Below are 25236 nucleotides of genomic sequence, written 5' to 3'. Positions count from 1 at the left end.
GCCTGGCGTGAGCGTGACCTGGAAGCTATTTACCCCATTGTCTGGCTCGATGCCATTCACTACAAAATCAAAGAGAATGGGCGCTACGTCAGCAAAGCGATCTATACGCTCCTTGGCCTGAACATCGAGGGCAAGAAAGAACTACTCGGCCTCTACCTCTCGGACCAGGAAGGTGCTCACCACTGGCTCAGTGTACTCACGGACCTCTACAACCGGGGCGTCAAAGATATCCTGATTGCCTGTATCGATGGACTGAAGGGCTTCCCCGAAGCCATTGAGTCGATTTACCCCGACACCGAGATCCAGCACTGTATCATTCACCAGATCCGGAACTCGATGAAGTACGTTGCCTCGAAAAACCAGAAGGCCTTTATGGCCGACCTGAAAGCCGTCTACAAGGCTGCCACACTCAATGCCGCCGAACTTGCGCTTGATGACCTGGAAGCCAAGTGGGGCGATAAATATCCCATGGTCATCAAGTCTTGGCGGGACAAGTGACCCACTCTCTCAGCCTACTTTTTAAACACCCTCCATATTAGTCGGAATTGAGCCTTTTATTCTGACTCGACCGGAAGCCCAGTTCTATCGACTATAGCCCGCAGGGTATTAGCATGTCGATCTGGCCATACGAAAAATGCTATATATTCATTTTCAATCTTGAGAGCAATATAAGGCCTCGTGATATAGCTGCCTTCTTTGAGCCGGCTGATATCTTCAATGCTGAAACGATGCCGCAAGTTGTATTCATGTGCGTCATCTCTCCATTCGTAGAACAGAAGTGTGTTTTCAGTAAGTACTAATTCAAGGAACTCAACTGTCTCTGCTCGGTTAATTCCTCCTATAGATATTTCAAATGTATTTCTGTACAGGTCAGCCTTTGCATGAAACTTAACCGCCTGCTCGGCTGGCATGACCTTTTCTAGATACGCCCGCTTACCTACATCAGTGTTTGGCATGCTAGTACAGGCAGTCATCAACAACGTGCTTACAACTACCAAAGCATTTAATAATCTCACTTTCGGCTCCTTTTTTAATATCCATGTGTTCCTGACACTATCGATAATTAAAACTGCTTACTCTGCTCACCCAGCACCTGCTGCCTTAACCACGCCAGCATCAGCCCCTGCAGCTCTTTGGTGATCTGCGGTTCGGACAGATATTTCATCGCAATGCCCTGCTGTGTGTCCATGCGGGCGATCACGGCGTCATCCATCGCTTTGGGGAAGTCGCCATTCATGACCGCAGCGTCGGTGTTGTGGCGGATCTGGTCCATCACGCTTTCATTTTCGGTCAGCTTGCTGGCCAGCCCCTGCACGAAGTCGAGTTTGTCGCCCTCGGTGGTTTCGGTGCCGAACAGTTCGTTCATCTTCTCGACGATGTGTGACAGCAGATCGTATTCGCCTTCCTTCGGCTTGCCGGTGCCCACGGCGGTGGTGCCGGTGATGTATTGGCCTTCACCGTCCTTCAGCTTCAGGTCCTGAGTACGCTTCTGCTTCAGGTTGTAATGGCTCAGGGCCACGGCGGTGAGATCGATTTCGTCCTCTTCGATCACTTCCTGACGCAGCAGCGGCAGCAGGTGGCGGCTGTAAACGTTGAGCTGTTCCAGAGCCGGGTCTTCAAACGGGGTGATCTGGCTGATGAACTCGTAAAAGCGGATATAGCTGTTCACGTCTTTCTTGAACAGGTCCAGGCTGTCGCGGGTTTCCTCTGCGGCTTTTACCGAGCGTTCGGCGTTCGCCCGCTCGCTGTCGCTGCCGGATTCGATCAAGCGCTTGAGCTGGATGCGGGCATCGCGCAGCACTTCGTTGGCGTGGCGGTAGCGCTGGATAAAGCGATCCACGGCAGGTTTGATGTAGCCGGTCAGCGCCTCGGCGCCGCGCCTGGAGTCGAAGTAGGCATCGGCAAAGGCTTCCACTTCATGCCACTGGAGGATGCTGTTCTCCAGCAGCTTGTGCTGCAGGTCATAGACCAGGTTCGGGTCCGAGGTTTGATCGAGCTGGGCGGTTTCAAAGTATTTCTGGAACTCGGCCAGCACCTCCTGCGGGTCGTTGGTGAAGTCCAGCACATAGGTGGTGTCCTTACCCGGATAGGTGCGGTTGAGCCGTGACAGAGTCTGGATGCAGTCTACGCCGGTCAGTTTCTTGTCCACGTACATGGCGCAGAGCTTGGGCTGGTCGAAACCGGTCTGGAACTTGTTCGCCACCAGCATCACCTGATAGTCGTCGGTATCGAACGCCTTGCGCATATCACGCCCCTTGAGGTCGGGGTTCATGTTGCGCTCGGTGAAGGGCTCGGGGCCGCTTTCCAGATCGTTGACCTCGCCGGAGAAGGCCACCATCGCCTGTATCCGTTCATAGCCCTGATCCCGAACGTATTTATCGAACGCCAGCTTGTAGCGCACCGCTTCCATGCGGCTGCCGGTGACCACCATCGCCTTGGCTTCACCTGCCAGCAGGTGCATCACGTTCTCGCGGAAGTGCTCGATGATCACCTGCACCTTCTGACCGATGTTGTGCGGGTGCAGGCGCACCCAGCGTGACAGGCGGGTTTTGGCTTTCTTGCTGTCCACCTCCTGATCGGCTTCCTGCTGCATCGCCAGCTTGTAGGCCAGCGCGTAACTGGTGTAGTTGCGCAGCACATCGAGGATAAAGCCCTCTTCTATCGCCTGGCGCATGGAGTACACATGGAAGGGATGGGGCGGGTTGTCATCGCTGATCGGCATGCTCGGATCTTCGGGGCGGCCGAACAGCTCCAGCGTTTTGGCCTTGGGCGTGGCGGTAAAGGCGAAATAGCTGATCTTGTCGGAACCGCCACGGGCCGCCAGCGTGGCGTTCATCACGTCTTCGGCAGACAGTTCATCCTCGTCCTTCAGCTGTTCGGCCATCAACACCTCACGCAGCTGGCGCGCGGTGCTGCCGGTCTGGCTGGAGTGGGCTTCATCGGCGATCACGGCAAAGGTGCGCTCCTGCAGGCCGGTGCTTTCCTGTATCGCCTTGAGCACATGGGGGAAGGTCTGGATGGTGACGATGATGATCGGCGTGCCCCGGCTCAGGGCATCAGCCAGCTGAGCCGACTTGCTGCCGTCGCCTTCTTCGCGGTTGATGCGGCTGACCACACCGGACTTGTGCTCAAACTGGGAGATGGTTTCCTGCAACTGGCTGTCCAGCACGGTGCGGTCGGTAATCACGATCACCGAGTTGAACACCTTGTTGCCCTCGGCATCGCACAGGCTGGAGGCTTGATGCGCCAGCCAGGCGATGGAGTTGGACTTGCCGGAGCCAGCCGAATGCTGGATCAGGTACTTTTGGCCGGTGCCTTCCATGCGCACGGTATTGAGCAGGGTCTGCACTACCGCCCACTGGTGGTAACGCGGGAAGATCATGGTCTCTTTGGTATGGAGATGGCCCAGCTCGTCGAACACCTCTTTCGACTCCAGGTGCACAAAGCGATGCAGCAACTTGAGCCAGTTGTCGGGCTGGAACACCTCGTTCCACAGATACTCGGTGGCGTAGCCATCGGCTGGCTGATCGTTACCGGCACCACCGGCTGCCGTGCCTCGGTTGAAGGGCAGGAAGAAGGTATCCTTGCCCGCCAGCTTGGTGGTCATCGCCACTTCAAACTGATTCACGGCAAAGTGCACCAGCGCCCCACGCTTGAACTTCAGCAGCGGTTCGTCCTTGCCGTTGGTTTTCGGCTTGCGGTCATAGCGGTACTGCTTCTTGGCGTTTTCAAGGCTCTGCTTGAAACAGGATTTCAGTTCCAGCGTGGCTACCGGCAGGCCATTGACGAACAGGGTCAGGTCGATGCGGCCATCGTAGCCGTGCGGGCTGTAGATCAGCTCCGGCACCACACGCAGTCGGTTGGCGGCATAACGCTGCTCCAACTCGGGATTGAGGCTGTTGTCCGGCTTGAAAGTGGCGACCTTGAGGCGCACGCCACGATCTTCGATCTGGTTACGCAGCAGCCAGAGAGTGCCCTTGCGGCTCAGACTGCGCTCGGCAGCGTTGAGCAAGTGATGCTCCGATTCGCGGCCATAGATTTTGCAGAACTTGGCCCAGGCATCGGGCTGGGTTTCCTGCACATAGGCGATCAGGTCGTCCGGGTAGAGGGCGCGTTTGCGGTCATACTGGCTCGACTGTCCCACCTGCCAGCCCTGTGCCTGCAGGGCGGCGATGATGTCGTTCTGAAATGCCAGTTCGCGGCTGTCAGCCATGACGGTTCCTCTTCCATGTATCGGTTTTTGATTGTTTTTTATTACTCTGTACTGATCATCACAGTGGCTTCAGCCAGCTTTGCGATGGCGCGTCTGCCCGGATTCCGTGTGCCGACACGCCGTAAATCCGTCCCTGGAGGCTCCACGGCGCCATCCATGGCGCCGAGGGTCGGCCCCCGGAACACCGTGCAGGCGCTGATGTTTGAGTGCTGCCCTTTGGATGCATCGACTGAATGCCTTGGTTAAACATGGTAGCGCCCGGCTTGCTCGGCGGCCATAGGCAGATCGGGTTCACCGGATTGGGTGCTGGTGTTTGGCTGCCAGTTGCGTACATCGATTTTTCCGGTGACGGCGGCGGATATTAGGGCGGTGCGGCGTTCCTGGAGTAGGCCAACCGCCTCTTCAGCTTTGGATACTCCTTGTTGCAGCTGCTTTATTTTCTGAAATGCCCAATGAACGATTGCCCTTTGCTCAGCCAGAGGGGGGAAACTCGCTGACAGAGATCGAACATCATCCATTCCAATGGTCTTTATAGTCGCACCGAATGTGTAGCGTTCAAACTCTTTCTCCATGCCGTAGAACACTAGCAGGAGATACTCGGGTAATAGCTTCTGGCTTTTGCACAACCACGCAATGAGATGCTGAGAAACGGCCATCGGCCTTGTTGTTATGGCGCTTAACCCGATGGAGGCATCACGGGTAAAGACAACTGCTTGAGCAGGCAATAGACGGGCCGATGAGTTAGCTATACCAAGCTCATTAACCTTGTAAGCAGTGTCATCGATGTAGTCCACCACTTTCAGCGTCTTAGAGTCATTCAGTGAAACCCAGGGAATGTCACAATCAGTCCAGTACTCAGCCTTTTTCTTGTCTGGAGTATGTCCACTTTCGATCTTCGCGTAGTTCTTGATTCTGGATACTTTCCAATGCTCCGGCACCTGCCCCAGCCACTCTATGCCGGAGTCTTTCATCGGCATATGGGGGTCAAGGCCCTTGGTGACGGCATGGGAGATCACAGCCTGCCGCTTTTCCTTCAGCAACTCGATCAGCCGCTGCTGCTTTTCGATCAGCCGGTCGATACGGGCAGTTTCGTGGTCGAGGAAGGCGGCGATGGTGCGTTGTTCAATCAAGCTAGGGCGAGAGCAGGTAAGGTTTCCCATGAACTCCCAGCTGGCTCTGGGCATTTTTGCGCCGTAGGTTGATCCATCAACAATGGATATAAACTCCCTTGTGAGCATCTGGTACTGAAGGTAGCGACTGTCATTATGTAAAGGCCGCAACACGTGGAAATCACCCACTGCTTCCCCTTCAGATTGCGCTAGAAGCACTTTCGCCAAGTAAGGACGTAACTTGCCAAACAAAAGATCACCCGCAATAAACCTGGTCCCATCGCCTTGAAATTCACTATCTGTTACCTGCAACTTACCTGTCCAGCTCTCAATATTTTCCAGACCTAAAGGGTTTCGACGATCAGTAGCTTTCTCCGTTACGATGGGAGCAAGGTACTTTAATCTGACGCCACCCCAATTTGTTGGTAGCTTACCCAACCACTCAACCCCCGAATCCTTATACTCCGGATACGCCTGATATTTACCGCTCATGCCCGATCTCCTTTCAGTGCGTTCAGGGGATAAAAATTCCGACCTGATGGGCGTTTGCTTCGGCTGGAAGTGACCTGACGATGAGCTTTAGGCAGATGTGACAGCAGGGCTGCAGAAATAAAAAACCCGCACGATTTGAGCATACCAACCGGGGAGGGCATAGGCTTGGCGGATGTATTAACCGGGAAAGAGTAACCCGCCGGTTTGAGGGTGCTGCAGGCAGCATAGCCTTGGCGGGTGTTGTTGTAGAGCATTCTGGCCTGCAAGGTGCGGAAAGTAAACGGTCGAGTAGTCATCATGAGTCTACCTCTGCCAGCAGTCGTCGGCCCTTATCGCTTATGAAGTAGGCCTGATGTGGATGGTTTTTAACGCTTGGATAGCGTCGTTCGATCCATCCCTCGTTCAGCATTGGCATAAGATAGTGACTCATCAAATACTTTTTATTCCGGCCTCCCAGCAGTGCTGCCAATTGTTCAGCTGTATAGGCTTGATGGACGCACAAGCGGAGTACCAACTTACGAACCTGTTCGCTGGGTGGGCGCTGCCCGAGCTGCGGCAACATTTGAGCCAATTGATCAGGTAAGCCGGCAAAGAGGTTGTCAGGTTGAGCCTCGAGGTTGTCAGGTTGAGCCTCGAGGTTGTCAGGTTGAGCCTCGAGGTTGTCAGGTTGAGCCTCGAGGTTGTCAGGTTCGCAGGTTGGTGTTGTATGACATGTCGGAAATACCGGTCCTGGAAGGTAATAAGTGGCCGAACCTTTCCCACCTTGAGCCAGCAAGCCAAGCTGTCGGAGTTTGGCCAGTTGCTGGCTGGCTGCAAGTGGGTCGATCACGTTGATATCCCGGAAGGCGGCGTTATCAATGGCACCTTGCTCACGTACGAACAACAGTGCCATTTTTTGCCCATCCGTCAGCTCAAGTGCCTTGAACTGTTCCAGCCATTGCAAATCACCATCTGAAAGAAAGTGATGGAACAAAAAGGTACCACGAAAGGTATCCGCCCCTCGGCGCGAAGCAAACAGGGGTGCGCTCAAACCGGCTTCTTTGAGCAGTCGACGCATGACGCGGATGCCGGTCCCTTTGGTTTCAGCAAAATTCAGTTCATACAACACCTGCGCCAGCACCGGGTTACGCAAGCGGGAGCGTGACTCGCCCAGCTCGTCTTCCGGCTTGAGTGAAAACCCCGGGTTGCTGATCTCGATACGATTGCTGTAGCGGATAATTTGAATGGGTTCATGCAGATGGTAGTCACGGTGCATCAGGGCGTTGACGACCATTTCACGTACCACTCGCTGTGGCAGCAGTGGAATGTCCTGACGTTGTAATTGCCCCTCGGGAAGATAAAAGCGCTTGGGCAGATCATCCAGTATGGCGGCCTCAGCTCGGGGGATCAGTCGTAACAGTGGAGCACGCATATCAATGCTGTCGTAACGATGATCCGGGTCTTCGACCCACTCTTTACCCGGAACACGGATATAGTCAACTCGATGGACAGGCAGCAAGCGGCGCAGTGATAGTGTTTTGCCCAACAGCAATAAGCCCGCCAGGTTGGGTACCCAGCCCTGCTCGGTCTTTTCCACCAGATGCAAAGCACGCAGCATCTCTTCATCACTGGCTTGCAGCTCTTCCGCACCAGGCCTGATGTCCGCACGCCGCTGGCGATACAGGGCGATCATGTCGGGATCTATATCATCCCATTCCGCCCCCGGCAGTATTGTCTGATCATAACTGCGACCATTTTTGGCTCGAATCAGTGGTTCCAGTTCGGACTCATGGCATTCATAGTCACCATTGATACCTCGCCGCCATGCGCCGGTCTTGCGTTTATTCTTGTTTTTGCCGCCGGGTATCCCTTTGAAGCGTATCGGCTTGGTCGCATCATCAGCTTCTTCTACTCTGATCGCTACCAGCATATTTCCGTCAATACGGCCACTTTCCGCCTGAATGGCAATTGATGCGGTAAACTGATCTCGACAGTTGGTTTGCAGGGTGTTAAGCAGCGTATCAATATCGTTCACGCCAACAGGCACAAAGCCTGCTTCATCTTGATCGCTTTCCCTGACGCCCAGCAGCAGATAACCACCACCCAGGCCGGGCTCGTTGGCAAAGGCGCAGATGCTTTGCATGATGGAGTCACCAATACCGCCTTGCGCTTCCTTGGCTTCCAGCCGGTCGCTTTCGCCTTCTTCAATCAGCTGTAGCCACAAGGATTCAACATCAATCACGAATGCACCTCCGCCAGCAATTCCATGATCTCCCGGCTGACCTTATCAAGATCGGCATCGATCGCTTCCAGTGAGCGCGGCGGTTGGTACTGGTAGAAGTGGCGGTTGAACGGAATCTCATAGCCGACGATGCCCACCTGGCCATCCTTCTCGTCGCATTTGCTCTCGTCGATCCAGGCATCCGGCACGTGGGGCAGTACTTCGCGGGCAAAGTAATCATGAATATCTTCGCCCAGCGGCACGTTTTCGTTGTCGCGCAGGTCCGGGTTGGGCTCAGGTTCACCCTTTGTCTTGCAGACTTCCGCTTCGTCATCCTGTTCGCCGATCTGCTTGCACAGCAGTTTGAACGCTGGCGCAGGCAGTTTGATCTCACCCAGCAGCGCAGTGAGCTGCTTCTTGAACTGGGTGCGTGACAGCAGCCGGTCCTGATCGAATCGGTTCAGGGCGTCCAGAATCGCACTCTGCAGGGTACCGTCCAGCTTCTCCCAGGCTTTGTCGGCCTGCAGGGCGGCAATGCGCTCGGCATCTTTCGGGTAGAACGCCAGTTTCAGCGGACGCTCGACGGTGATGCGGCGGTAGCCGAAGTCAGTGGTGTTGAACACCTTGGCGATGCCGGAGGCTTCCAGCTCGGCGCTATCGTAACGGCTGTAGAGGCCGACGATCTTTTCCAGCGCCTCATCATTGAGCTGCTTGCGCTTGGAACCCAGTGACTTGCGCATGGGGCTGTGCAGATTGGTAGCGTTGATCAGCAGCACCTTGCCCTTGCGCTCCACCGGCTTGTGATTGGACAGCACCCAGATATAGGTGGCGATGCCGGTGTTGTAGAACATATCCGTGGGCAACGCGACGATGGTATCGAGCAGGTCATGTTCCAGCACATAGCGGCGAATCTCGCTCTCACCACTGCCCGCACCGCCGGTAAACAGCGGCGAGCCGTTGAGGATAATGCCGATGCGGCCACCGGGGTTGGTCTCTGTCTTGGGTGCCATCTTGCTGATCAGGTGAAGCAGGAACAGCAGAGAGCCATCGGACACACGGGGCAGACCCGGACCAAAGCGGCCGTTGAAGCCCTGCAGCTTGTTCTCGTCCTTGATCACTTTTTCGACCTTCTTCCAGTCCACGCCGAACGGCGGGTTGGAAAGGCAGTAATCGAAGGTGTGGCCACGCAACTGGTCGTTGGAGAGGGTGTTGCCCAACTTGATGTTGTCGATCTCCTGCCCCTTGATCAGCATATCCGCCTTACAGATGGCGTAGGACTCGGGGTTCAGTTCCTGACCGAAGGTTTTCAGGCTGGCGCGTTCGTTCAGCTCCAGCAGATACTCCATGCCGCTGGAGAGGAAGCCGCCCGTTCCCGCTGTCGGGTCGTAGATCGTTTTGATGATGCCCGGCTTGGTCAGCGCCTCGTCATCACCGCTGAACACCAGCGAGGTGGTCAGGCGCACGATGTCACGCGGGGTAAAGTGCTCACCGGCGGTATCGTTGGCACTTTCCGCAAAGCGGCGGATCAGGTCTTCGAACACCAGGCCCATCTGGTAGTTGCTCACCGCCTCCGGCGACAGGTCGAAGTGGGCGAACTCCTGCACCACGCGATACAGCAGGTCGGCCTCATCCAGCTTGTCGAGGCTGCTTTCAAAACTGAAATGCTCGAAGATCTCCCGCGCATCTTTGGAGAAGGCCCGCACGTAGCTGTCCAGGTTGTCAAAGATGTGAGTCTCGCCCAGGTGCGCCAGATCCAGCTTCGAGGTGTTGTAAAACGCCTTGTCGGCGGCATTGAGCAGCAGCTTGTGCCGTGCTTCATCCGGCATGGAGGCACTGGTTTCGGCCAGCGCCAGCACCTTGTCCTTGGTCGGCGCCAGTACGCACTCAAGGCGGCGCAGTACGGTAAACGGCAGGATGATGCGGCCATACTGCGACTGCTTGAAGTCACCGCGCAGCAGATCGGCCACGGACCAGATCAGGCCAGCCAGCGAGGCGGTGGAGGTGTTCATGGAAGCAGGGTCTTTGGGCAGCATGCGGCGATCCTTGCAACAGGTAAAAGGCCTGTTTGGTTGACGGTTGATTTGGCTATGGGCGAAATCATATCAACAAATCGAGCGACATGGGTGCAGCGGGCAGTGAAGCAGAGCAGAGAAGAAAGGTAAAAAATGGCGCGCCTGGAGGGATTACTCGGCTATGCCTCGCCCTGCGGGTCGTTGCCTTCGGCAACGCGGTCTCGCTTCGCTCGGCTCGAACCCATCGGGGGTTCTCACCCTCCAGGCGATAAGGCTCTGTTTGAAGCTGTAGAGAAACTGGAAGGGTGTTGCAATAAGAAAAAATGGCGCGCCTGGAGGGATTCGAACCCCCGACCAACAGGATCGGAACCTGCTACTCTATCCAGCTGAGCTACAGGCGCGTAATAGAAGTGTTTGCGGGCCATATAGTACGGATCAGAACCGTGTTTGCCAAGTGAATTCTAACGCCTCTGCAGCCCGCCGGGTGATCCTTGCGACTAAAAGGCAGGTATAAAGTGGCGCGGGAATGCTTCAACTCAATTTCCGTATGGGCTTTTTTGCCGGTATAATCCCGGGTCAGATTTTTGTGTGCGCAGTCATGTCTGCATCAGGTCCTGCCGCTACGGCATCTTCGACCATCAGCCAGGCATCGCTGCCCAGCCAACTTACCAAGTGATGAGGTCGTGACTGTGAATAAATTTGCTGCAAAAGCTGCATCTGCACTCTGCGCGTTTGGTCTGGGCATGGCCCTGACTGTATCGGTTCAGGCTGCTACTCCTGCTGAAGAACAAATCATCGAGCGCATCAAGCCTGTCGGTTCAGTTTGCGTTGAAGGTGACGAGAACTGTGGCGGTGCTGCAGCTGTTGCCGCAGCTGGCAGTTCTGCCGGTGGCCGCTCTGGTGAAGATGTGTACAAGGCCAGCTGTGCAGCCTGTCACGGCACCGGTGTACTGGGCGCGCCCAAGTTTGGCACCAATGAGCTGCAGCTGCGCCTTGACGAAAAGGGCATGGAAACCCTGCTGACTCACGCTCTTAATGGTTTCAATGCCATGCCACCGCGCGGCACCTGCTCTAGCTGCTCCGACGAAGAGATTCAGGCCAGCATCGACTACATGCTGGAAAACTGATACCTCTCGAGTACTTGTTTTGGACAGGGGCTGCTTCGGCGGCCCTTGTTGTTTCTGGTCGGCACGGATAGCCGACCCAATCTGACTCAAGGATGACACTCATGTTCAAACCCGCATCAGCCTTGTTGCTGCTTGGGCTTCCTTTCGCCCTGCAGGCAGCCCCGGCTTCTTCGCACACTCCCATGCTTGCCACCTCAATTGGTCCTGACGTAGTGCAACCTGAAAGTTTGCATGACTGGCTGGTCAGTGAAAAATATGATGGTGTGCGTGCCTACTGGGATGGTCGTCAGCTCTACAGCCGCAGTGGCTATCCGATCAACCCGCCCGCCACAATTACGCAGAACTGGCCCAACACGCCACTGGAAGGCGAGTTATGGATTGGCTATGGCCGTTACAGCGAGGTAGCAGCCCTGATCAATCGCCACCAGACAACCGCTGATGACTGGAAGAATGTGCGCTTCATGCTGTTTGATCTTCCGCACTGGCCCGGCAATTTCCGCCAGCGCTTAACCCGGCTTGAGGCCCTGATTTCGACAACTGAAGCCGACAACCTCGTGACAATTCGCCAGCACAGCGGGTTGGACCAGCCGGCTCTGGAACGATTGCTGGACGCAACGATCAGCCGCGGTGGTGAAGGACTGATGCTGCACCGGGCCAGTGCCTTGTATCAATTCAGCCGCAGCACTGATCTGCGCAAGCTGAAACGGCACCAGGATGCCGAAGCCGTTGTAGTGGCTCACCTGCCGGGCAAGGGCAAATACTCAGGCATGCTGGGTGCCTTGCTGGTCGAGCTGGAGGATGGCCGTCGTTTTCGCCTCGGTACCGGCTTCAGTGATACCGAACGGGCCGAGCCGCCTCCCATTGGCAGTCAGGTCACCTTCCGTTATAACGGGTTGACCACGCATGGGCTGCCACGGTTTGCCCGTTTTCTGCGAATACGTCGATCGGAATGACATCACTCAAGCTCAGGGTATGCCTGGATATGGTTTTCATTCACGGGGTAACGTAGGATCAGTGTCTGTAAGCCCGACCTCTGAATGCGATAGCCATGACTCTTTCCAACCTGACCACCTTCCCCTTACGGCTGGGCAGCACTCTGCTTTTGCTGTTGCTCAGTCTGCCGCTGACTGCACAAACACTGGTGCTGGCCCAGATCAGCGATCGGCCCAAAAAGGATTTTCGCCAGCTGCGACCGATGGTGCAGTTCATGGCAAAAGCACTTGAGGCAGAGGGCTTCAGCCGTGGTGAAGTGCGCCTGTTTCCCGACTATGAACAGTTGAGTGCCGCCATCAGAGCCGGCGAGGTTCACTGGGTGACTGAAACACCGCTGACCGCTGCCCGCCTGGTGCAGGCAGATCTGGCGACGCCACTGCTGCGTAAATGGAAACGGGGCCAGCGTTCCTACCAGAGCCTGATCTATGTGCGTGCTGACAGTGATATCAACACACTGCAACAACTGAAAGGCAAAACAATCGCATTGGAGCACCGGGACTCTTTCAGCAGCTACCTGCTGCCCCTGATGGCGTTACAGGCGGAAGGGCTCCAGCCCGTCGAGCTGGACAAGCCCGGCCAGCCCACTCCTGCCGATCAGGTCGGTTACCTGTTCAGCCGCAATGAGAAGAACAACATTCTTTGGGTAGATAAGGGGGTCACGACAGCAGGCAGCGTGAACGATGGTGACTGGACAACAGCCGGCCGCCTGCCTGCCGGTTTGACCGAGAAGATGCGAATTATCCACCGCTCGGAACATTATCCACGCGCATATGAACTGGTAACGTCTGCGCTGGCCCCTGCTGCTGCCGAAGCATTGGCACAACAGCTGCTGACACTTGATGACGCGCACCGCTCACTACTGCAGCGCTATGAGCAGACCCGTCGCTTTGAACCTGCCAGCCAACAGGACCTGGATCTGCTGCAACAGCTCTCTACCGGAATAGCACCATGAAGCCACTGCGTTCACTGGCTGATCGACTGACACTCAGTTTTGCACTCGTTGCCTGTGTGCTCGTTACGATTTTGATGCTGACCCTGCTGTCGGCATTCGGGCGTTTTAATCAGTTCACAACAGAAAGCGGCCAGCGTCATCTGTCCGAGGTGCTTAAAACTCAGCTGGAACAGGATGCTGCCCTGCTGACCGATACGCTCAGCGCTCAGCTGGATATCCCGTTGTATCATCTGGACCTGACCGAAATCGGCAAGCAACTGCGGCAGGTACAGGCCCAGCCGGGACTTGATTACGTACTCCTGTTCGACCATGAGCTGAAACTGGTACACGACGGCTCCGAAGCAGTGGCCGACTACGGTCGTCCACTGGAAAGCATCGACCAGGTGCCGGGCGATGCTGAACAAGCCTGGGTGGACAGCACCCTGCACCTGTTCAAGCCGATACAGGTCTCCAACCAGACCATCGGCCAGCTGGCACTGGCGGTGGACTTTACCCGCGCGCTTGAGAATCTAACCGCACACAGCAATGCAATCTCGTCAGAGGCTGCTCAGAAGCAGCGGCAGCTGGCTGGCCAGCTGGTGATGGGGTCTGTAATCCTGTTGCTGCTTGCGCTGCTGTTTACCTGGCTGTTCTGTCGCCGTCTGTTCCGCCCGCTGCGTCAGTTGGCGGATAAAAGCCTGCGCTACGGCGAAGGTGACAAAAGCATCAGCTTCAGACTGGAACAAACAGATGAACTGGGGCAGTTGGGCAATGCATTGGAGCAGATGCGGCGCAGCCTGGAACAAAGCCATCATCAAACTACCCAGCTGGCCTATCTGGACAACCTGACACAACTGCCCAACCGCCACTGGTTCCAGCAATCACTGGAACGGCTGCTGCAGTATTCGGAGCGCAACGGGCAGCGGCTGGGTGTTGTCTTTATCGATCTGGACCACTTCAAGGAAGTGAACGATACCGCCGGTCACGACATGGGCGACCTGCTGCTGTTCGAAGCCGCAGCGCGGTTACGCAACTTGTTGCTGGAGCTGGATATCTGCGATCCGGAAACCGGTGAAGTACTGCTGGCACGCCTTGGCGGCGACGAATTCGTAACGCTTTATCCCGCACCCGAGCGCAGTGACCAGGTTGCCGAGCTGGCGGGCAAGGTCGCCGCGACCCTGGACCAGCCATTCCTGATCGATGGGCGCTACTTCAACATATCGAGCAGTATCGGCATTACCCTGTATCCCGATGACGGCGCCAGCAGCAGTGAAATTCTGAAAAATGCCGATATCGCCATGTACGCGGCCAAGCAGAGCGGCCGCAACCAGTACGCCTTCTTCTCGCCACAGATGAACCAGGAACTGTACGAGCGACTGGAAATACTGCAGGGCGTTCGTACGGCACTGGCAGAGTCCCAGTTTCATCTTGAGTACCAGCCGGTGATTGATCTGCGCAACGGCCGTATTCGAGCCGCTGAAGCCCTGCTGCGCTGGAATCACCCCGAACAAGGGTTAATTTCACCGGCACGTTTTATCCCGTTGATTGAAGACTCGGATCTGATGGAGCCGGTTACCCGTTGGGTCGCTCACCAGGCCATTCATGATCTGCTTGAGCTGCAGGCGCTTTACCCAGGTTTCGCCATCTCGATCAACATCTCCGGTGCCGCACTGCATCAGGCCAGTACTCGAACATTCCTGACTGAACTGATCCAGGCGCGGGGCGTACCGCCGCACTGCCTGAGCATTGAACTGACCGAAACCAGCATGATTCGTCATCTGGATGACTGCCGCGATACCCTCACGCAGTGGAAAGATGCCGGCATCAACATCTGGATCGATGATTTCGGTACCGGCTACTCCTCATTGAGTTACCTGCATCAACTGCCGATTGATGGTCTCAAGATTGATCGCAGCTTTATCCGTGAGCTGAGACCCGAATCTGATCACTCGCTGGTGGAGTCGATCGTGACTCTGGCGCGCAGCATGAAGCTGAAGACCGTTGCCGAGGGGATCGAAACCGACTCCCAACTGGCGTGCATCACTGCATTGGGCAGCCACTATGGTCAGGGCTTTGGCCTCTATCGCCCCATGCGCTATTCATCTCTGAAACCGCTGCTGGAACAACAATGCACCGAAACCTCCTCCTGAGCGGCCTGCTGCTTGGCAGCCCGGCACTGGCCATGGACATTGAGCTGAAAACCGATCTGGAATACAGCCGCAGCCCCGAAACCCGTGAAATCCAGTACAAGAAAAGCGGTGCCTTTGATGAACTGGACGTAAATCGCAAAACCCGCTGGGAAAGCAAAACCCTGCTCATACTGGGGTTTTGGCAAGGTGAGCGCTGGACGTGGCAGGGTCGAATGGGGATGAACTACCGCCGCACACAGGACATGAGCCTTGAGTTTCGTGAAGATGGCTCACTCAAGAACGACAAGAGTCGAACCGAGTGGCGTACCACTCCCGTTATCGGCGCCGGTTTTCGTTACGACATCGGACGTGCCCTGGGTGGTTATAACTGGACGCTTGATGGTTACCACGACCGCTTTATAGACGTTTCTTACAAGGCCACCAGCGTTGCTCCCGATGCCAACCAGCGCAGCGGTCGTGGTACCGGCCATGAGTCGAAACTGCTGTTGCACGGCGAATACATGACGCCGGTCAGCAGCCTGTTTTTGCAGCCCCGGCTGGAAGTAAAGCATCAATATTTCAGCCAGTGGCATGACAGTGCCCGTGAGCGTGACGAAGCAGCAGAACAGGAGCTGCAGTATGAGGCCAGCCTCTGGCTGAGCTGGATTCCGCCATTGGATGGCTGGGAGCTGACTCTGGGCCCTACCTGGCAGCGGGAAGACAAGGCAGAACGGGATACGGACAGCCACCAGTGGAGCTGGGAAGACGAGGAACGCTGGCTGGGGCAGGTCAGGCTGGAGTACGAAGCCCCTGTGCCCGGGTTTGAATTCGAGTTCAAGATCGAGCGCCATCTGAACGGTCCCGACCGACGCGAAATGAAGTACCAGGCCGAGCTCAGCTACGAATTCTGAGCCCGGCCGGCCTTAGCCTGTTTACAGACGCACTTCAATCCCGTGCTGGCGCATGTACTCCTTCGCCTGCGGGATGGTGTACTCGTTGAAATGGAAGATAGAGGCCGCCAGAACGGCATCGGCCTTGCCCAGAGTGCAGCCTTCCACCAGATGGTCCAGATTGCCAACGCCACCCGACGCAATGACCGGCACATGCACAGCCTCGCTGATGGCACGGGTCACGCCAAGATCATACCCGCTCTTGACACCGTCCTGATCCATTGAAGTGAGCAGAATCTCGCCGGCACCATAGTCGACCATTTTCCTTGCCCATTCCACTGCATCCAGTCCGGTCGGCTTGCGGCCGCCGTGGGTGAAGATCTCCCAGCGGTCGGGTTCGCCCGGCTGGCTGACCTTCTTGGCATCGATCGCCACCACGATGCATTGGCTGCCAAATCTTTCCGCCGCTTCACGCACGAAGTCGGGGTTGGTCACCGCCGCGCTGTTGATCGACACCTTGTCGGCACCCGCATTGAGCATGGTGCGGATATCCTCGCAGGTGCGAATGCCGCCGCCTACAGTCAGCGGAATGAACACCTGAGACGCCATCTTCTCCACGGTATGCACCATGGTGTCGCGGCCTTCATGGGTGGCGGTAATGTCGAGGAAGGTGATCTCGTCCGCACCCTGTTCATCGTAGCGCTTGGCTACTTCCACCGGGTCACCGGCATCACGAATGTCGAGGAACTTGACCCCTTTCACCACGCGGCCGTTTTCAACGTCGAGGCAGGGAATGATGCGTTTTGCCAGAGCCATCTCGTGTCCTCTTACTTGGCAGTCAGCTGATCGCTCAGCGTCTGGGCCTCGGCCACGTCCAGCGTGCCTTCATAGATGGCACGGCCGGTAATAGCGCCCAGAATACCCTGATCAGCGACTGCTGCCAGTGCCTTGATGTCGTCGATGTTGGTCACACCACCGGAGGCGATTACCGGAATACCGGCTTCACGCGCCAGCTCTACCGTGGCGTCCACGTTCACGCCCTGCATCATGCCGTCACGGCTGATGTCGGTGTAGACAATGGCACTGACACCATCGTTCTTGAAGCGCTTGGCAAGATCAACCGCTTTCACGTCGGTAACTTCCGCCCAGCCATCGATCGCCACATAGCCATCCTGTGCGTCCAGTCCCACAATGATGTGGCCCGGGAACCGCTTGCACATTTCAGTGACGAACTCCGGCTCTTTCACCGCCTTGGTGCCGATGATGACGTACTGTACACCAGCATCCAGATAGGCCTGAATGATCTCGGCGGAACGAATTCCTCCGCCGATCTGGATCGGCAGGTCCGGGTAGGCCTCCGCGATCTTCTTCACGATCTCGCCATTGACCGGCTCACCGGCAAAGGCGCCGTTCAGATCGACCAGGTGCAGGCGACGACAGCCGGCGCCCACCCACTTGGCGGCCATATCGACCGGGTTGTCGGAAAATACGGTGGAGTCGTCCATGCGCCCCTGACGCAAACGAACACAGGCACCATCTTTAAGGTCAATCGCGGGAATAATCAGCATATCGGCTCAGATCCAGAATAAATCAGTCAAAAGTTGTCGTGCGAATGTATGGCTCAGGGGCGGCCGTCCCAGTTGAGGAAGTTCTGCAGCAGCTGCAGCCCCACCTTCTGGCTTTTCTCGGGATGGAACTGCACCGCAAGCACGTTATCGCGCGCGATCGCCACGTCAAAGTCGACACCGTAGTTACAGGTGGCAGCAACCAGTTCTCGCTGCTTCGCCTTTACATAGTAGCTGTGCACGAAGTAGAAACGGCTGCCGTCCTCGATATTGGCCCACAGCGGGTGATCCATCGTCTGATAGACCTGATTCCAGCCCATATGTGGCACTTTCAAGCGCTCGCCATCAGCATCCTTAAGGTCGTTACCGAAGAAGTTGACCCGGCCCTCAAACTCGCCCAAGCAATCAACACCGTTGTTTTCCTCGGAAAACTCCATCAACGCCTGATAGCCGACGCAGATGCCCAGAAACGGCTTGCCGGACGCAATCGCTTCACGCACTTCGGCATCAACACCCAGGCGGCGAATCTCGGCCATGCAGTCGCGGATCGCACCCACACCGGGCAACAGCACACGATCGGCACTGCGCACCTGTTCCGGGTCGGCGGTCACGCGCACTTCAACGCCGGGCTGCACATGTTCCAGCGCCTTGGCAACCGAGTGCAGATTGCCCATGCCGTAGTCGATGACAGCGATACTGCTCATGGCTTACAGGCACCCCTTGGTAGACGGCATGATCCCTTCGCCGCGCGGATCGAACTCCAGCGCCATGCGCAGGGCGCGGCCGAACGCCTTAAAGATGGTCTCAGCCTGGTGGTGGGTATTCTTGCCGCGCAGGTTATCAATATGCAGCGTTACCTGAGCATGGTTAACGAAACCGTGGAAGAATTCGCTGAACAGGTCCACGTCGAACCCACCCACGCGGCCCCGCGTGAAATCCACATGCATTTCCAGGCCGGGACGACCGGAGAAATCGATCACCACGCGCGACAGGGCCTCATCCAGCGGTACGTAGGCATGGCCGTAACGACGAATGCCTTTCTTGTCGCCCACCGCCTGTTTGAATGCCTGACCGAGGGTGATGCCGATATCTTCCACGGTGTGATGGTCATCGATATGCAGATCGCCGATGGCGCTTATTTCAAGGTCGATCAGGCCATGCCGGGCGATCTGATCCAGCATGTGATCCAGAAAAGGCACACCGGTATCCACATCCAGCTGCCCGGTGCCATCAAGGTTGATTGCAACACTGATCTGGGTCTCCAGCGTGTTGCGGGTTACCTGGGCTTTGCGCTCGGCCATCTTTCTCTCCGCCATGGTTTTACCAAAACGATCATTATACATTCAACCGTCGCTGAACGGCAGGTTCATTGCCTACTGACAGAATCTGGCGTTCAGTTCCGCTATACTCAGACTCAGTCTAAATCCCCGGGGAAACACAGGGCCACTTTATGAAAGCAATCAAGTTGATAGCTGTAATCTTCCTGCTGATCATTGCCCTGCTGGTGGCGGCCGCCATCGCAGTGGTGACGCTGGTTAACCCCAACGATTACAAATCACAGATTCGTGATGCGGCGTTGAAGCAGGCCGGCATTGAACTGGATATTGCCGGTGATATCGGCTGGTCTTTTTACCCCTGGCTGGCACTTGAACTGAACAGTGTAGGTGTGGGCTATCCCGAAAAACCAGCACTGGGTCGGCTTGAACGTGCTGAGATTTCAGTCAGCATTCCAGCTTTGCTGAGCGGGCAGCTGCAGATGAACCGTATTCTGGTCGACGGTCTGCAACTGGAGCTGGTGCAGTCGGCCGAGGACAACAACTGGACTGCAGATACTGAGGCCCTGGCAGCCGCTTCTGAGGCTGGAGAGACCGCGGCAGAAACCAAGCCTGCAACGCCGGCCGATGGGGGCAAGACGCTGGCGATCGATATCGAGGCGATTGAGCTGCGCAACGCGGCCCTGACTTTTACCGACCAGACCAGTGACAGCCGCATCGAGCTGAGTGACCTTAACCTGTCCACTGGGCGCGTCAGCCAGGACAGGGCATTTCCACTTGAGCTGAGTTTTGCCCTGCAACAGTTTGCAGCCAACGAACTGCAGCTGAGCACCCAAGCCAATCTGACTACCGATATCACTCTGGACCTGGCACAGAACCACTACCGTCTGGACAATCTCAATTCCACCCTGAAACTGATTGGGGGCGCGGCTGTTCCCGCCGTCCTTGAGTTTGCGCTGGCAGCCAACATTGATGCCCGCATCAATGAGCAGCAGGTGGACATCAGCAACCTTAGCCTTAAAGCTGATCCACTGATACTGAGCGGTAACATCAAACTGCGCAATTTCAGTCAGCCTGAACTCAGCGGCGCTCTACAGAGTAACAGTTTCAGCCCGAAACAGTTGCTGACCCAACTCGGTCAGAACACGCCGGAAACGTCCGACAGCAACGCTCTGACCAGCGCATCCTTCAAGGCGACTCTCGGTGGCCCTGCCGGTACGGTACAGCTTAAACCGTTTTCTGTGCAGCTGGACGATACCCAACTCGACGGTGAAGCCAGTTTTGTACTCGCTTCTCAGGTGATCGCACTCAAGCTCAGGGGTAACTCTCTGGATGCAGATCGATACCTGCCACCGGCAACCGGCTCAGCCGCCAAAGAGTCGGACGGCACCGGCAACCGCTCAACGGCTCTCAGTGCTGGCTGGCCCAAAGACGAGATCACTCCGCTGGAGCCCCTGCGCGCGCTTAACCTCAGTGCCGACCTTGATCTGGAGAGTCTGAAGGTCAACGGCATCAACATGAGCAACCTCGGCCTGAGTACGAGCGCTGACAATGGCCTGATTCGTCTGACCCGTTTCAAGACCGATGTATTTGAAGGGCAGATCAACGCTACCGCTCGCATCGACGCTCGCAAGACACCGCTGCAACTGAGTGTCAGCAAGCAGATCAACGGTATACAGATCGGCTCTGTGTTGCAGACACTGGCCGACACCGATGTAATGGCCGGCAAGCTCAATGCAAAGGCAGAACTCAGCATGAGTGGACAATCAATCCACGCCTGGATCAACTCCCTCAACGGTACTGCCAATCTGGGCATGGCCGAAGGTCTGATCAAGGGGATTGATGCCGCTCAGTCCATGTGCCAGGGCATCAACAATCTGTCGGCGCTGTGGATCAACGCCGAACAGGTCGACAAAACCACGCCCTTTGCCGATCTGGGCGCCAGCTTCAACATCCGCAACGGTGTGGTCAGCAATCAGGATCTCAAGGCCCAGTTGGATGCGATGGCACTGGCAGGAAGTGGCAGTATCAATCTGCCACAGCAGACACTGGACTATCGAGTGGGCCTGACCATTGAAGACAACCTGTTCAACCAAAGCTGCTCGGTCAATGACCGCCTGGAAGGCGTCGAGGTGCCGGTAAACTGCAAGGGCGGCTTTTACGATGAGCCTGCCAAGTTATGCCGCCTTGATACCAGCTTCATTTCCGACATCATCAAGGCAGAAGCCCGTCGCAAGATTGAAGAAAAAGTCGGTCCTCAGGTGGAAGACAAGCTGAAGGAGAAACTGGGCGAAGAGGGTGCAGGCGTGCTCAAGGGGCTGTTTGGCCAATGACAGCAGAGCAGTTCCACTCAGCCGTGCTGGAATGGTTTGACCGGCACGGCCGCCATGACCTGCCTTGGCAGGCCGAAAAAACCGCTTATTTCACCTGGATCTCCGAGATCATGCTTCAGCAGACTCAGGTGAAAACGGTGATTCCCTATTTTCAACGCTTTGTGGAGCGCTTCCCGACTGTGCATGAGCTGGCAGATGCCGACCAGGATGAGGTGCTGCACCTCTGGACAGGTCTTGGCTATTACGCCCGTGCGCGCAACCTGCACAAGACCGCCCGCATCGTCAGCCGTGAGCTGGGCGGCGAATTCCCGCATACGGTTACAGAGATGGAACAACTGCCTGGCATCGGTCGCTCCACCGCCGGGGCCATAGTCTCGATCTCGACCGGCAGGCGCGCCGCCATCCTCGATGGCAACGTCAAGCGGGTACTGGCACGCTTTTACGCCGTGGAAGGCTGGCCCGGCACCCCCTCGGTGATGAAGGAGCTTTGGGCCTATGCCGAGCACAATACCCCGCATCAGCGGGTGGGCGACTACACTCAGGCGATGATGGACCTGGGCGCAACGCTTTGCACCCGCAGCAAGCCGAGTTGTCTGCTCTGTCCGCTGCAACAGAGCTGTGAGGCCCGAGCGCTGAATCTGACTGACCGTTTGCCGTCCCCTCGGCCGAAGAAAGTGTTACCAGTGAAACAGACGCTGATGCTGCTGATCCGCAATGAAGAGGGCGAAATCCTGCTGCAGCAGCGCCCGCCCAGCGGTATCTGGGGTGGCCTTTGGAGCCTGCCTGAAGTGGCCGACCTGCGCGATGCCCCCACAACACTTGGTATCGCGTTGGATGATGCTGCGACACAGGTACTGGAACCGCTGCGACATACCTTCAGCCACTACCATCTGGATATCACTCCGGCCCGGGTTGCACTTAAAGACCCCACAAACTCTGTCATGGAAGGCCCGCCTGCACTCTGGTATAACGTGGACCATCCTGCAAATATCGGGCTGGCCGCACCGGTCAAGCGCCTGCTTGAACGTTACGCCAGCTGAAATCGGAGACAGCATATGACACGCACGGTTTTCTGCCGCAAGTACAAACAGGAACTGGAAGGTCTGGAACGCGCGCCCTATCCGGGTGAGCTGGGACAGCAGATCTATGACAACGTATCGAAAAAGGCCTGGCAGGAGTGGACCGATCATCAGACCATGCTGATCAACGAGAAGCACCTGAGCCTTATGGACCCGGAAAGCCGCAAGTATCTGCAGCAGGAGATGGAAAAGTTTCTCTCCGGTGAAGAATATGACAAGGCTGATGGCTACGTGCCGCCGGAAAAATAATTCCACCTGCGGGGCTTGACCACCTTAAGGCTTTCCGGTTTAATACGCCCCCGTTGCCCAGATAGCTCAGTCGGTAGAGCAGGGGATTGAAAATCCCCGTGTCGGCGGTTCGATTCCGTCTCTGGGCACCAAAATTCAACAAAAGAGCCCCGCGAAAGCGGGGCTTTTTTGTATCTGCCTGTTTTATCTGTCTATCTCAGCGTCTCGTCACCGGAGCCCGAAGCTGTTGCACGGACGTACTGCGTCCGCAATAGGTCTGCTGCACCAACTCCTTGGGCACACTCACCATCAACTCGGACGAGGGCATACCGATAAGGGCGCCCTGTGAGAAGCTGATCCCAAGCCTCAACACCTCCATCTGAATTTCAGGCGAGTGTACAAACTCCGCCACGGTCTCAATCTTCATACTGCGTGCAAGGCCGACAATCCCGCGGGTAACTCGACGCGCATTGGTGTCACTGTCCAGGTTGCGGATCAGGCTGGCATCAATTTTTATCAGGTCCACCTGCAGCTGCAGCAGATGCTCGAAGTTGGAATAGCCTGTACCGAAGTCATCGATGGCAATGCGACAGCCACGCTGCTTGGCCTGATCGACAAACTCTTTCACCTGATCGTAATTGTCGATACTGTCCGATTCCAGAATTTCGAATATAACCCTCGGCCCCACGCCTGTTTCATCCAGTTTTTCAAGAATGAAGCCGGTCAACTCGATATCCTGCAGGTCACCGTAAGCCAGATTAATCGAAAATTGCAGCGGCGAGTCCTGAAAACGGGCAAAGCAGCGTTCCACCATGATCCGGGTTATATGACGGTCAAGCCGCAGCTTTCCGGCCACTCCCAGAAAGTGCCCGGGGCTGGCCGGGTTGCCTTCGGCGTCCAGCATGCGCACCAGACATTCATACTTGTCGATACGACCGGTGGTATTGTTCAGTATCGGCTGATACCAGGCTACCAGCCGCTCACTGTCCAGCGCCTCACGCAGTTTCCCAGCCCAGATCTGATTGTGTTCAAACTGCTGCTCCAGCGGCTGTGAACCATCATATACACGATAATGCAGCCCCTGCTGACGTGCTTCTCGTAACGCTTCCTTGGCGTGAATGAACAGACTGTGCTGACGCGGAGCATCGTACCAGGGCACCGCTGCACTCAGGGTTGCACTGAGGTTGATCTGGTGGTTTTGCCAAAACACCGGAGCCTGACGCAGGCAGCGCAGCAACGCCTCCAGCTCAGCTTCAATCAGTTCCGGTTTACGCCGTGGTGCCTGAATCGCAAACTCATCTCCGCTGAGGCGGTAAAGCCGGGCTCCACGCCATTCCATGCTACTGATATACCCTTCAAGCCGCAGTGCAACCTCTTTCAGGATATAGTCACCGCAGGCATCACCAAACAGGCCATTGATCTCCCGGAATCGGTCCAGGTTGACCAGTATCAGTGTCACACCACTTTCGTAATGCAGCTCCTGTAACAGACGAGCGCGGTTAGGCAGTCCGGTCAATTCATCGGTGTAAGAGGCTTTCAGCTCGCGCAGAGGAGCAGTGGCCTTGAACAGAATGGGCGCCGACAGCAGCAGGATCGCCAGCCCCCCCAACAACAGAATACGGTTACTGTTTTTCTGCAGTGGCAACAGTACCGCGCTCATTTCATCTCTTGGTACCGCTGCCGTCAGGCGCAGGCCGGCACGGGTGGTAGCGTAATACAGCTCCAGTTGCTGCCCTGCTATCCGGTAGGAATCATGTTGCATGGCGGCGCCCGCCGTTTCGAACATAAGATACTGTTCGACCTGGTCCAGTATGGCGCCCGCCTGTGCTTCGTCCAGCGGCGTAGCCTGACGCCGGTCATGCCCTGAACTGAGCCAGATTCGCGCACCGGAAGCGATATCAGCACTGTTCAGCAAGGTCAGCAGGTTTTGGAGTTGCCAGTCTGTGCTCAAAACGCCCACTACACGGGAGCCTTCCAGTACGGGCATGACCAGGCTTATGACAGGCTCGCCACTGAGTGGGTGGGTATACATGGGGGTCCACCAGTAACGAGCAGAACTCACATTCTCGGTTAGCAGTGGCTTCCAGTGTTCCTTGCGCAGCTCCAGCCCTGCCTGCGCAGACGCAGTCTGCGCACCGTCCTCGATACGATAGACCTGAGCACCACCGAGCACGCCATCACTGCTCACTCCATACCAGAGCCCAACTCCAGCCAGTTCAGATCGCTCCAGCAAAAGCTGCATCAGTTCAGTTTGCTGGCGGGGAGTGGAGCTGGTTTTCAGACGCTGCCCAATGCGTACCAGCCTCAGGGAGTCCTGTTCTATTTGCTGCAGGCGGCTATTGACCCGATCAAGGCTGTTGGTAAAGGCAACTTCGATCTGACGCTGATGAAATTCAGCCAGCGTTCGCTGAGAATATTCCAGATTGAGGCGGGTAATCACCCAAAGTCCGACAATAAAGAGCCCGACCAGTGACAACAGCCCCCAGATAATTGACTGCTTGAGGGGTGCTGTCGCACGCGGTCGTCTGGCCAGCAGGCGGGCCTTGGCTCGATTACTACTGCCGAAAGTCATCTCGGGTCTCCAATCCCTGGGGCCAGCAAACGAGCTGCTGCTGTCCCTGTGGCAAAGTGCTGGTTACCATTATGCAACATACCAGTGCC

Annotated in this window: 19 protein-coding genes, 2 tRNA genes, 1 other RNA gene and 1 pseudogene; 10 read left to right on the top strand and 13 right to left on the bottom strand. The window is 56.5% G+C overall.

Annotated elements, in window-relative coordinates; all coding sequences use genetic code 11:
• Window positions 1-536, top strand: a pseudogene (locus tag ABIE61_RS09965) (IS256 family transposase); the annotation flags it as partial.
• A gap of 18 nt (window positions 537-554) precedes the next feature.
• Here the strand turns inward: ABIE61_RS09965 and ABIE61_RS09960 are convergent.
• The 8 genes from ABIE61_RS09960 to ABIE61_RS09925 form a co-directional block, all read right to left on the bottom strand.
• Window positions 555-1016 (bottom strand): hypothetical protein, encoded by a 462-nt coding sequence (locus tag ABIE61_RS09960; protein ID WP_354409011.1) that lies wholly within the window; start codon window positions 1014-1016, stop codon window positions 555-557.
• Between the two features lie 47 nt (window positions 1017-1063).
• A complete protein-coding gene (locus tag ABIE61_RS09955; protein ID WP_354409009.1) occupies window positions 1064-4213 on the bottom strand; it encodes a type I restriction endonuclease subunit R in 3150 nt (1049 codons plus the stop codon).
• 242 nt (window positions 4214-4455) lie between these two features.
• Window positions 4456-5814 carry a restriction endonuclease subunit S gene (locus ABIE61_RS09950; RefSeq protein WP_354409006.1) on the bottom strand — a complete coding sequence of 453 codons (1359 nt, stop codon included), beginning with the start codon at window positions 5812-5814 and terminating at the stop codon, window positions 4456-4458.
• Window positions 5811-6113: a hypothetical protein gene (locus ABIE61_RS09945; protein WP_354409003.1), complete on the bottom strand. Its 303-nt coding sequence runs from the start codon at window positions 6111-6113 to the stop codon at window positions 5811-5813. The genes ABIE61_RS09950 and ABIE61_RS09945 overlap by 4 nt, the downstream gene beginning before the upstream one ends.
• Complete coding sequence (locus ABIE61_RS09940; protein ID WP_354409000.1) at window positions 6110-8035, bottom strand: ATP-binding protein; 1926 nt, start codon at window positions 8033-8035, stop codon at window positions 6110-6112. The genes ABIE61_RS09945 and ABIE61_RS09940 overlap by 4 nt, the downstream gene beginning before the upstream one ends.
• A complete protein-coding gene (locus ABIE61_RS09935) occupies window positions 8032-10047 on the bottom strand; it encodes a type I restriction-modification system subunit M (protein WP_354408997.1) in 2016 nt (671 codons plus the stop codon). Before ABIE61_RS09935 ends, ABIE61_RS09940 begins: the two co-directional genes overlap by 4 nt.
• A 133-nt stretch (window positions 10048-10180) precedes the next feature.
• Window positions 10181-10304, bottom strand: a non-coding RNA gene (locus ABIE61_RS09930) — RtT sRNA.
• Window positions 10305-10350: 46 nt separating this feature from the next.
• A tRNA-Arg gene (locus ABIE61_RS09925) sits at window positions 10351-10427 on the bottom strand.
• A 288-nt stretch (window positions 10428-10715) separates the two neighbouring features.
• On the opposite strand from ABIE61_RS09925, the gene ABIE61_RS09920 reads away from it, so the two are divergent.
• The 5 genes from ABIE61_RS09920 (at window position 10716) to ABIE61_RS09900 (ending at window position 16117) form a co-directional block, all read left to right on the top strand.
• Window positions 10716-11153, top strand: a complete 438-nt coding sequence (locus tag ABIE61_RS09920) for a c-type cytochrome (RefSeq protein ID WP_242530064.1) — start codon at window positions 10716-10718, stop codon at window positions 11151-11153.
• 101 nt (window positions 11154-11254) lie between these two features.
• Window positions 11255-12106 carry a DNA ligase gene (locus ABIE61_RS09915; protein WP_354408994.1) on the top strand — a complete coding sequence of 284 codons (852 nt, stop codon included), beginning with the start codon at window positions 11255-11257 and terminating at the stop codon, window positions 12104-12106.
• Between the two features lie 95 nt (window positions 12107-12201).
• Window positions 12202-13098, top strand: coding sequence for a phosphate/phosphite/phosphonate ABC transporter substrate-binding protein (locus ABIE61_RS09910; protein ID WP_354408991.1), 897 nt, complete (start codon window positions 12202-12204; stop codon window positions 13096-13098).
• Window positions 13095-15227 carry a putative bifunctional diguanylate cyclase/phosphodiesterase gene (locus ABIE61_RS09905; RefSeq protein WP_354408989.1) on the top strand — a complete coding sequence of 711 codons (2133 nt, stop codon included), beginning with the start codon at window positions 13095-13097 and terminating at the stop codon, window positions 15225-15227. Before ABIE61_RS09910 ends, ABIE61_RS09905 begins: the two co-directional genes overlap by 4 nt.
• Window positions 15206-16117: a hypothetical protein gene (locus ABIE61_RS09900; RefSeq protein WP_354408987.1), complete on the top strand. Its 912-nt coding sequence runs from the start codon at window positions 15206-15208 to the stop codon at window positions 16115-16117. Before ABIE61_RS09905 ends, ABIE61_RS09900 begins: the two co-directional genes overlap by 22 nt.
• 21 nt (window positions 16118-16138) lie before the next feature.
• On the opposite strand, the gene hisF is transcribed toward ABIE61_RS09900, so the two are convergent.
• Genes hisF through hisB form a run of 4 tightly spaced genes read right to left on the bottom strand, consistent with a single transcriptional unit; the run spans window position 16139 to window position 18962 of the window.
• Window positions 16139-16912 (bottom strand): imidazole glycerol phosphate synthase subunit HisF, encoded by a 774-nt coding sequence (gene hisF / locus ABIE61_RS09895; protein ID WP_091827487.1) that lies wholly within the window; start codon window positions 16910-16912, stop codon window positions 16139-16141.
• An 11-nt stretch (window positions 16913-16923) separates the two neighbouring features.
• Window positions 16924-17664: a 1-(5-phosphoribosyl)-5-[(5-phosphoribosylamino)methylideneamino]imidazole-4-carboxamide isomerase gene (hisA, locus tag ABIE61_RS09890; RefSeq protein ID WP_354408985.1), complete on the bottom strand. Its 741-nt coding sequence runs from the start codon at window positions 17662-17664 to the stop codon at window positions 16924-16926.
• Window positions 17665-17717: 53 nt separating this feature from the next.
• On the bottom strand, window positions 17718-18365 hold the full coding sequence (gene hisH / locus ABIE61_RS09885) for an imidazole glycerol phosphate synthase subunit HisH (protein ID WP_354408983.1): 648 nt from the start codon (window positions 18363-18365) through the stop codon (window positions 17718-17720).
• A 3-nt stretch (window positions 18366-18368) separates the two neighbouring features.
• Window positions 18369-18962 carry an imidazoleglycerol-phosphate dehydratase HisB gene (gene hisB, locus ABIE61_RS09880; protein WP_354408982.1) on the bottom strand — a complete coding sequence of 198 codons (594 nt, stop codon included), beginning with the start codon at window positions 18960-18962 and terminating at the stop codon, window positions 18369-18371.
• Between the two features lie 149 nt (window positions 18963-19111).
• On the opposite strand from hisB, the gene ABIE61_RS09875 reads away from it, so the two are divergent.
• From ABIE61_RS09875 to ABIE61_RS09860, 4 genes are all read left to right on the top strand, one after another.
• On the top strand, window positions 19112-21268 hold the full coding sequence (locus ABIE61_RS09875; protein ID WP_354408980.1) for an AsmA family protein: 2157 nt from the start codon (window positions 19112-19114) through the stop codon (window positions 21266-21268).
• Window positions 21265-22308, top strand: a complete 1044-nt coding sequence (gene mutY / locus ABIE61_RS09870; protein WP_354408977.1) for an A/G-specific adenine glycosylase — start codon at window positions 21265-21267, stop codon at window positions 22306-22308. The genes ABIE61_RS09875 and mutY overlap by 4 nt, the downstream gene beginning before the upstream one ends.
• Window positions 22309-22323: 15 nt before the next feature.
• Window positions 22324-22596, top strand: a complete 273-nt coding sequence (locus ABIE61_RS09865) for an oxidative damage protection protein (protein ID WP_354408975.1) — start codon at window positions 22324-22326, stop codon at window positions 22594-22596.
• A 55-nt stretch (window positions 22597-22651) separates the two neighbouring features.
• A tRNA-Phe gene (locus ABIE61_RS09860) sits at window positions 22652-22727 on the top strand.
• A gap of 65 nt (window positions 22728-22792) precedes the next feature.
• On the opposite strand, the gene ABIE61_RS09855 is transcribed toward ABIE61_RS09860, so the two are convergent.
• Window positions 22793-25147: an EAL domain-containing protein gene (locus tag ABIE61_RS09855; RefSeq protein WP_354408972.1), complete on the bottom strand. Its 2355-nt coding sequence runs from the start codon at window positions 25145-25147 to the stop codon at window positions 22793-22795.
• Window positions 25148-25236 lie beyond the last annotated feature (89 nt).

The organism is Marinobacterium sp. MBR-111, assembly GCF_040547585.1.
GTDB classification, from domain to species: domain Bacteria; phylum Pseudomonadota; class Gammaproteobacteria; order Pseudomonadales; family Balneatricaceae; genus Marinobacterium; species Marinobacterium iners.
The sequence above is the reverse complement of the archived record's forward strand: the minus strand, read 5'-3'. Positions and strand labels throughout refer to the sequence as shown.

What these genes read in the sequence shown, in the direction of transcription:
- ABIE61_RS09875 (WP_354408980.1), top strand. Translation starts at nt 19,112, where the DNA reads ATGAAAGCAATCAAGTTGATAGCTGTAATCTTCCTGCTGATCATTGCC.
- ABIE61_RS09935 (WP_354408997.1), bottom strand. Translation starts at nt 10,047, where the DNA reads ATGCTGCCCAAAGACCCTGCTTCCATGAACACCTCCACCGCCTCGCTG.
- mutY (WP_354408977.1), top strand. Translation starts at nt 21,265, where the DNA reads ATGACAGCAGAGCAGTTCCACTCAGCCGTGCTGGAATGGTTTGACCGG.
- hisA (WP_354408985.1), bottom strand. Translation starts at nt 17,664, where the DNA reads ATGCTGATTATTCCCGCGATTGACCTTAAAGATGGTGCCTGTGTTCGT.
- ABIE61_RS09910 (WP_354408991.1), top strand. Translation starts at nt 12,202, where the DNA reads ATGACTCTTTCCAACCTGACCACCTTCCCCTTACGGCTGGGCAGCACT.
- hisF (WP_091827487.1), bottom strand. Translation starts at nt 16,912, where the DNA reads ATGGCTCTGGCAAAACGCATCATTCCCTGCCTCGACGTTGAAAACGGC.
- hisB (WP_354408982.1), bottom strand. Translation starts at nt 18,962, where the DNA reads ATGGCCGAGCGCAAAGCCCAGGTAACCCGCAACACGCTGGAGACCCAG.
- ABIE61_RS09865 (WP_354408975.1), top strand. Translation starts at nt 22,324, where the DNA reads ATGACACGCACGGTTTTCTGCCGCAAGTACAAACAGGAACTGGAAGGT.
- ABIE61_RS09900 (WP_354408987.1), top strand. Translation starts at nt 15,206, where the DNA reads ATGCACCGAAACCTCCTCCTGAGCGGCCTGCTGCTTGGCAGCCCGGCA.
- hisH (WP_354408983.1), bottom strand. Translation starts at nt 18,365, where the DNA reads ATGAGCAGTATCGCTGTCATCGACTACGGCATGGGCAATCTGCACTCG.
- ABIE61_RS09915 (WP_354408994.1), top strand. Translation starts at nt 11,255, where the DNA reads ATGTTCAAACCCGCATCAGCCTTGTTGCTGCTTGGGCTTCCTTTCGCC.
- ABIE61_RS09955 (WP_354409009.1), bottom strand. Translation starts at nt 4,213, where the DNA reads ATGGCTGACAGCCGCGAACTGGCATTTCAGAACGACATCATCGCCGCC.
- ABIE61_RS09945 (WP_354409003.1), bottom strand. Translation starts at nt 6,113, where the DNA reads ATGATGACTACTCGACCGTTTACTTTCCGCACCTTGCAGGCCAGAATG.
- ABIE61_RS09950 (WP_354409006.1), bottom strand. Translation starts at nt 5,814, where the DNA reads ATGAGCGGTAAATATCAGGCGTATCCGGAGTATAAGGATTCGGGGGTT.
- ABIE61_RS09855 (WP_354408972.1), bottom strand. Translation starts at nt 25,147, where the DNA reads ATGACTTTCGGCAGTAGTAATCGAGCCAAGGCCCGCCTGCTGGCCAGA.
- ABIE61_RS09905 (WP_354408989.1), top strand. Translation starts at nt 13,095, where the DNA reads ATGAAGCCACTGCGTTCACTGGCTGATCGACTGACACTCAGTTTTGCA.